The sequence below is a fragment of the Streptosporangium sp. NPDC049248 genome (assembly GCF_040678965.1).
In the GTDB taxonomy this organism is placed as follows: Bacteria; Actinomycetota; Actinomycetes; order Streptosporangiales; family Streptosporangiaceae; genus Streptosporangium; species Streptosporangium fukuiense.
Map to the genome: position 1 here is coordinate 1 of NZ_JBFAQY010000067.1, position 6,545 is coordinate 6,545.

Sequence of the window (6,545 nt, forward strand, 5' to 3'; positions counted from 1 at the left end):
GGCCGTGAGTTCCGCGAGTTGGGCTTCGACTCTCTTACCGCCGTCGAGCTGCGTAACCGGCTCAACGCGGTCACCGGGCTGCGGCTGCCGGCGACACTGGTGTTCGACTACCCGACGCCGACCGTGCTGGCGCGGTTCCTGGTGTCGGAACTGCTCGGCCGGCAGGACCAGGCCGCCGGGTCGGGTGTGGTGGCCGGGCCGAGGACGTCGGTGGCGGATGATCCGATCGTGATCGTGGGGATGAGCTGCAGGTTCCCCGGCGGGGTGAACTCGCCGGAAGAGCTGTGGCGGTTGCTGTCCGAGGGCGAGGACGCGATCTCGCCCTTCCCCGCCGATCGAGGCTGGGATCTGGAGATGCTGTCGGCGGCGGGCTCCAACGGTCAGGGTGGTAGCGCGACCGGTCAGGGCGGGTTCCTGGCGGATGCGGCCGGATTTGACGCCGGATTCTTCGGGATCTCGCCGCGTGAGGCGCTGGCGATGGACCCGCAGCAGCGGCTGCTGCTGGAGGGGGTGTGGGAGGCGGTCGAGCGGGCCGGTATCGACCCGGTCTCGCTGAAGGGCAGCTCCACCGGGGTGTTCGTGGGCACCAACGGCCAGGACTACGCGAGCCTGGTGATGAACGCGCAGGCGGATGTTCAGGGTCACGCCATCACCGGCATGGCGGCCAGCGTGCTGTCGGGTCGCCTGTCCTACACGCTGGGTCTGGAGGGCCCGGCGGTGACGGTGGACACCGCCTGCTCGTCGTCGCTGGTGGCGTTGCACATGGCGGCGCAGGCGCTGCGTTCGGGCGAGTGCGGCCTGGCGCTGGCAGGTGGTGTCACGGTGATGACCACCCCGCTCGGGTTCATCGGCTTCAGCGCCCAGGGAGGGCTGGCGCCCGATGGCCGGTGCAAGGCGTTCTCCGACGGCGCGGACGGCACCAGCTGGTCCGAGGGCCTGGGAGTGCTGGTGCTGGAGCGGTTGTCGGACGCGCGCCGCAACGGCCATGAGGTGCTGGCGGTGGTGCGGGGTTCGGCGGTCAACCAGGACGGTGCGTCCAACGGGTTGACCGCGCCGAACGGTCCCTCGCAGCAGCGGGTGATCCGCCAGGCGCTGGCCGGCGCGGGCTTGTCGCCGTCCGAGGTGGACGCGGTCGAGGCGCACGGCACCGGCACCAGGCTGGGTGACCCGATCGAGGCCCAGGCGCTGCTGGCCACCTACGGGCAGAACCGTGAGGCCGACCGGCCGCTGCTGCTGGGCGCGATCAAGTCGAACCTCGGTCACACGCAGGCGGCCGCGGGTGTGGCCGGTGTGATCAAGATGGTGATGGCTCTCCGGAACGGGGTCCTGCCTCGGACGTTGCACGTGGACGCGCCGTCGTCGCATGTGGACTGGGCCTCGGGTGCGGTGGAGTTGCTGACCGAGGCGACGGAGTGGCCGAGGAACGGTCGTCCGCGTCGGGCGGGGGTGTCGTCGTTCGGCATCAGCGGCACCAACGCGCACGTGATCCTGGAGCAGGGGCCGGAGGCCGCTGAGACGGAGTCGCGGGGCGAGGAGCGGGCGCCGGCCGCGGGTGTGCTGCCGGTGCTGGTGTCGGCCCGTACGGCGCAGGCGTTGCGGGCGCAGGCCGGGCGGCTGGCCTCGCACGTGGGGGATCGCAGTGAGGTGGCACTGGCCGACACCGCGTTCTCGCTGGCCACGATGCGGTCGGTGTTCGAGCATCGGGCGGTGGTGCTGGCCGCCGACCGTGATGGGGTGCTGGCCGGGCTGGAGGCTCTGGCCGAGGGCCGGCCGAGCGCGGGTGTGGTGCGCGGCGCGGCGGGAGCGGAGCCGAGGCTCGCGGTGCTGTTCACCGGTCAGGGCAGCCAGCGGGCCGGGATGGGCCGGGAGTTGTACGGCCGGTTCCCGGTGTTCGCGGCGGCGTTGGACGAGGTGCTCGCCGAGCTGGAGCCGATGCTGGAGGGGTCGCTGCGGGAGGTGTTGTTCGCCGAGCCGGGGTCGGCCGGGGCGGAGGCGCTGGATCGGACCGGGTGGGCGCAGCCGGCGCTGTTCGCGGTGGAGACCGCCTTGTTCCGGTTGGTGTCCTCGTGGGGGGTGCGGCCGAACGTGCTGGCCGGGCACTCGATCGGGGAGATCACGGCGGCGCATGTGGCGGGGGTGTTGTCGCTGAGTGACGCGTGCGCGTTGGTGGCGGGTCGGGCGCGGTTGATGCAGGCGCTGCCGCAAGGTGGGGCGATGGTGTCGGTGCGGACCTCCGAGGAGGAGGTCGCAGAGCTGCTGGCCGGGCACGAGGACCAGGTGTCGATCGCGGCGGTGAACGGTCCGGCCTCGGTGGTGATCGCCGGGGTCGAGGAGCCGGTGCTCGCGATCGTCGCGGCGCTGGAGGAGCGTGGGGTTCGGGCGAAGCGGCTGCGGGTGTCGCACGCGTTCCACTCGCCGTTGATGGAGCCGATGCTGGAGGACTTCCGTGCCCTGGCGAGCAGGCTCACCTACCGTGTGCCGAGGATCCCGATCGTGTCCACGCTGACCGGGCGGGCGGCCGAAGCCGAGCGGCTGTGTTCGCCGGACTACTGGGTGGACCAGGTGCGAGGCGCGGTCCGTTTCGCCGACGGCGTCCGCACCCTGCACTCCCAGGGGGTGCGGGCCTACCTGGAGCTCGGCCCCGACGGCGTGCTGACCGCCATGGCCCAGGACACGCTCGCGGCCGACCCGGGCCAGAGCGGAACGGACCAGAGTTCGGACTCCGGCGCGGACGTGGTGCTGGTGCCGGTTCTGCGCGGGGACCGGGACGAGCACGAGGCCGCTACCGAGGCGCTGGCTCGCCTGCATGTGCACGGCGTACCGGTGGACTGGCGGGCGGTGCTGCCGCGCGGACGCCGGGTCGACCTGCCCACCTACCCCTTCGAGCACCGGCGGTTCTGGCCGGAGAGCGGTGCCCCCGCCAAGGGGGCCGCCGTGGCCGACCCGGTGGACGCGGAGTTCTGGGCCACCATCGAGCGTGAGGACCTTCAGTCCCTCGCGGCCAGGCTGGACGTGGAGCAGGAGACGCTCGGCGCGGTACTGCCGGCGCTGACGTCGTGGCGCCGGGCCCGGCGCGAGACGTCCGTCGCGGACTCCTGGCGATACCGCGTCATCTGGAAGCCGCTGACCAGCGTCTCGGCCGCCGTCGTGCCGGGCACCTGGCTGGTCGTGGTCCCCGCGGAGCTGGCCGGCGATGCCTGGGCGGAGTCCGTGGTCCAGATGGCAGGGGCGGCGGCCATCCGGCTGGACGTATCCGGCCAGGACCGGGCCGCGCTCGCCGAGCGGGTACGCGAGAGCCTCGGCGCCGACACGGAGCCGGCCGGGGTGGTATCGCTGCTGGCGCTGCGTGAGGCCACGGAGCCGAACGTCTCGGACGGCTCGGCGCTGACGGTGACCCTGCTGCAGGCGCTGGGCGATGCCGGTGTCGAGGCGCCGCTGTGGTGCGTCACGAAGGGCGCGGTCTCGCTCGGGCGGTCCGACACGGCGCCGAGCCCGGCCCAGGCGGCCGTGTGGGGCCTCGGCCGGGTGGCCGCGCTGGAGCACCCCCAGCGCTGGGGCGGACTGATCGACCTTCCCCAGACGCTGGACCAGCGGGTGGTGACCTGGCTGGCGGGCGTCCTCACCGTGCCCGGCTCCGAGGATCAGGTGGTGATCCGCTCGACCGGCGTCTACGGTCGCAGGCTGGCCCACGCTCCTTACCGTGGCACTGACGCCACGCCGCGACCGCGCGGCACGGTCCTGATCACCGGTGGCACCGGCGCGCTCGGTGCTCATGTGGCCCGAGGGCTGGCCGCCCAGGGTGTCGAACATCTCGTACTGACCAGCAGGCGGGGCGCGGAAGCCGGCGGTGCGGCCGAGCTGCGCGACGAGCTGACCGCGCTGGGCGCCCGGGTGAGCATCGTGGCATGCGACGTGGCCGACACGGACGCGCTCGCGGCCGTGCTGGCCGATATCCCGGCCGAGTACCCGCTGACCGGGGTGGTCCACGCCGCCGGCGTCAGCCCGGCGAACAGCCTGGACGGGCTGGCCGCCGCCGAACTGGCAGAGGTGATGCGGGCGAAGGTCGTCGGCGCGCTGAATCTCGACGCGCTGCTGGGCGACCGCGAACTCGACTTCTTCGTGCTGTTCTCCTCGATCGCCGCGGTGTGGGGCAGCGGTGGCCAGGCGGCCTACGCCGCCGCCAACGCCTCCCTCGACGCTCTCGCCGACCGGCGGCGGGCGCGCGGAGCCGCGGCGACCTCGGTCGCCTGGGGCCCGTGGGCCGGGGACGGCATGGCCGCCGCCGACGGGGCACAGGACTACCTGTCCAGGCGCGGCGTGCGGGCGATGGCGCCGGGAGCGGCCGTCACCGCGCTGTGGCGGGCGGTCGCCCACCGGGACACGACGGTGGCGGTCGCCGACATCGCATGGGAGCAGTTCGCCCCGACGTTCACCGCCGCACGGCAGAGCGCTCTGCTCGGCGATCTGCCGGAGGTGCTGAGCCTGGTCGAGGCGGGCCTCAGCCTCCGGGAGGACGAGCAGTCGGCCGCCTCCGCCCTGCGGACGCGGCTGCGTGAGCTGCCGGCGGGCGAGCGGTCGCAGGTCCTGCGCGACATGGTCCGCGAGCAGATCGCCGTGGTGCTGCGGCACTCCGGCGCGGATGCGGTCGAGGTCGAGCGGGCCTTCAAGGACCTCGGGTTCGACTCGCTGACCGCGGTCGAACTTCGCAACGCGCTCCGCGCCGCGACCGGTTTGAGCCTGCCGGCGACGATGGTGTTCGACTACCCGACGCCGGCCGTCCTGGCGGACTTCCTGCTGGCCGAGTTGCTGGGCGAGCAGGCGAACGCGGGGGTGCCGTCGGCGGTGCTGCCGGTGGCGGACGATCCGATCGTGATCGTGTCGATGGCCTGCCGCTATCCGGGCGGGGTGAGCTCTCCGGAGGATCTGTGGCGGCTGGTCGCCGAGGATCGGGACGCCATCACCCCGCTGCCACGGGACCGGGGCTGGCAGACACGTGGCGAGCTGGACTTCCAAGGTGGATTCCTCCTCGACGCGGCCGACTTCGACCCGGGGTTCTTCGGGATCTCGCCGCGTGAGGCGCTGGCGATGGACCCGCAGCAGCGGCTGCTGCTGGAGACGTCCTGGGAGGCGATCGAGCGGGCCGGGATCGACCCGACCTCGCTGCGCGGCAGCCGTACCGGCGTGTTCGCCGGGGTGATCTACCACGACTACGGGACGAGCGCCGAGTTCCCGCCGGACGTGATGACCTTCGTCAGCAACGGCAGCGCCGGGAGCGTCGTCACCGGCCGGGTCTCGTACGCGCTGGGGCTGGAGGGCCCGGCGGTGACGGTGGACACGGCGTGTTCGTCGTCGCTGGTGGCGATGCACATGGCCGCGCAGGCCCTGCGATCGGGTGAATGCAGCCTGGCCTTGGCCGGCGGCGTGACGGTGATGGCGTCGCCGTTGGTGTTCGTCGATTTCAGCGGTCAGGGCGGGTTGTCGCCTGACGGCCGGTGCAAGGCGTTCTCCGACGCCGCGGACGGTACGACCTGGTCCGAGGGCGTGGGCATGCTGGTGCTGGAGCGGCTGTCGGACGCACGGCGCAACGGTCACCAGGTCCTGGCGGTCCTGCGTGGGTCGGCGATCAACCAGGACGGCGCGTCCAACGGTCTGACCGCGCCGAACGGCCCGTCGCAACAGCGGGTGATCCGCCAGGCGCTGGCCGCCTCCGGGCTGTCGTCGGCCGAGGTGGACATGGTCGAGGCGCACGGTACGGGCACGACGTTGGGCGACCCGATCGAGGCGCAGGCGCTGCTGGCCACCTACGGTAAGGAGCGAGATGAGGACCGTCCGCTGCTGCTGGGGTCGATCAAGTCCAACATCGGTCACACGCAGGCCGCGGCCGGTGTCGCGGGTGTGATCAAGGTGGTCATGGCGATGCGGCACGGGATCCTGCCCAGGACGCTGCATGTGGATACGCCGTCGTCGCACGTGGACTGGGCCTCGGGTGCGGTGGAGCTGCTGGCCGAGCCGGTCGAGTGGCCGCGGAACGGTCACCCGCGCCGGGCCGGGGTGTCGTCGTTCGGGGTCAGCGGAACGAACGCGCACCTGATCCTGGAGCAGGGTTCCGAGGCGCCGCAGGCCGAACCGCGCGCGGAGTACATGGCGCCGGCGACAAGCGTGGTGCCGTGGGTGATCTCGGGCAAGACCGGTCAGGCGCTGCACGATCAGGCTCGTCGTCTGGGCGCGCACCTGGAGGCGCACGGCGAGCTTGACCCGGTGGATGTGGGGTCGTCGCTGGTGGTGTCGCGGTCGGTGTTCGAGCACCGGGCGGTGGTGGTCGGGCGTAAGCGGGAGGGGTTGCTGGCGGGGTTGGGCGCGGTGGCTTCCGGTGAGTCGGTGCCCGGGGTGGTGTCCGGGGTGGCGGACATCGACGGTAGGTCGGTGTGGGTGTTCCCGGGTCAGGGGGCGCAGTGGGCGGGGATGGGGGCGGCTCTGCTGGAGGAGTCGGCGGTGTTCGCGGGGCGGATGGCGGAGTGTGCGGCGGCGTTGGAGCCGTTCGTGGA

1 protein-coding gene is annotated in these 6,545 nt (G+C 72.9%); it reads left to right on the top strand.

Translation table 11 applies throughout. The features are described from left to right. Positions 1-6,545: type I polyketide synthase (locus AB0K21_RS44475; RefSeq protein ID WP_364159221.1), on the top strand; the 6,545-nt coding region annotated here is incomplete at both ends.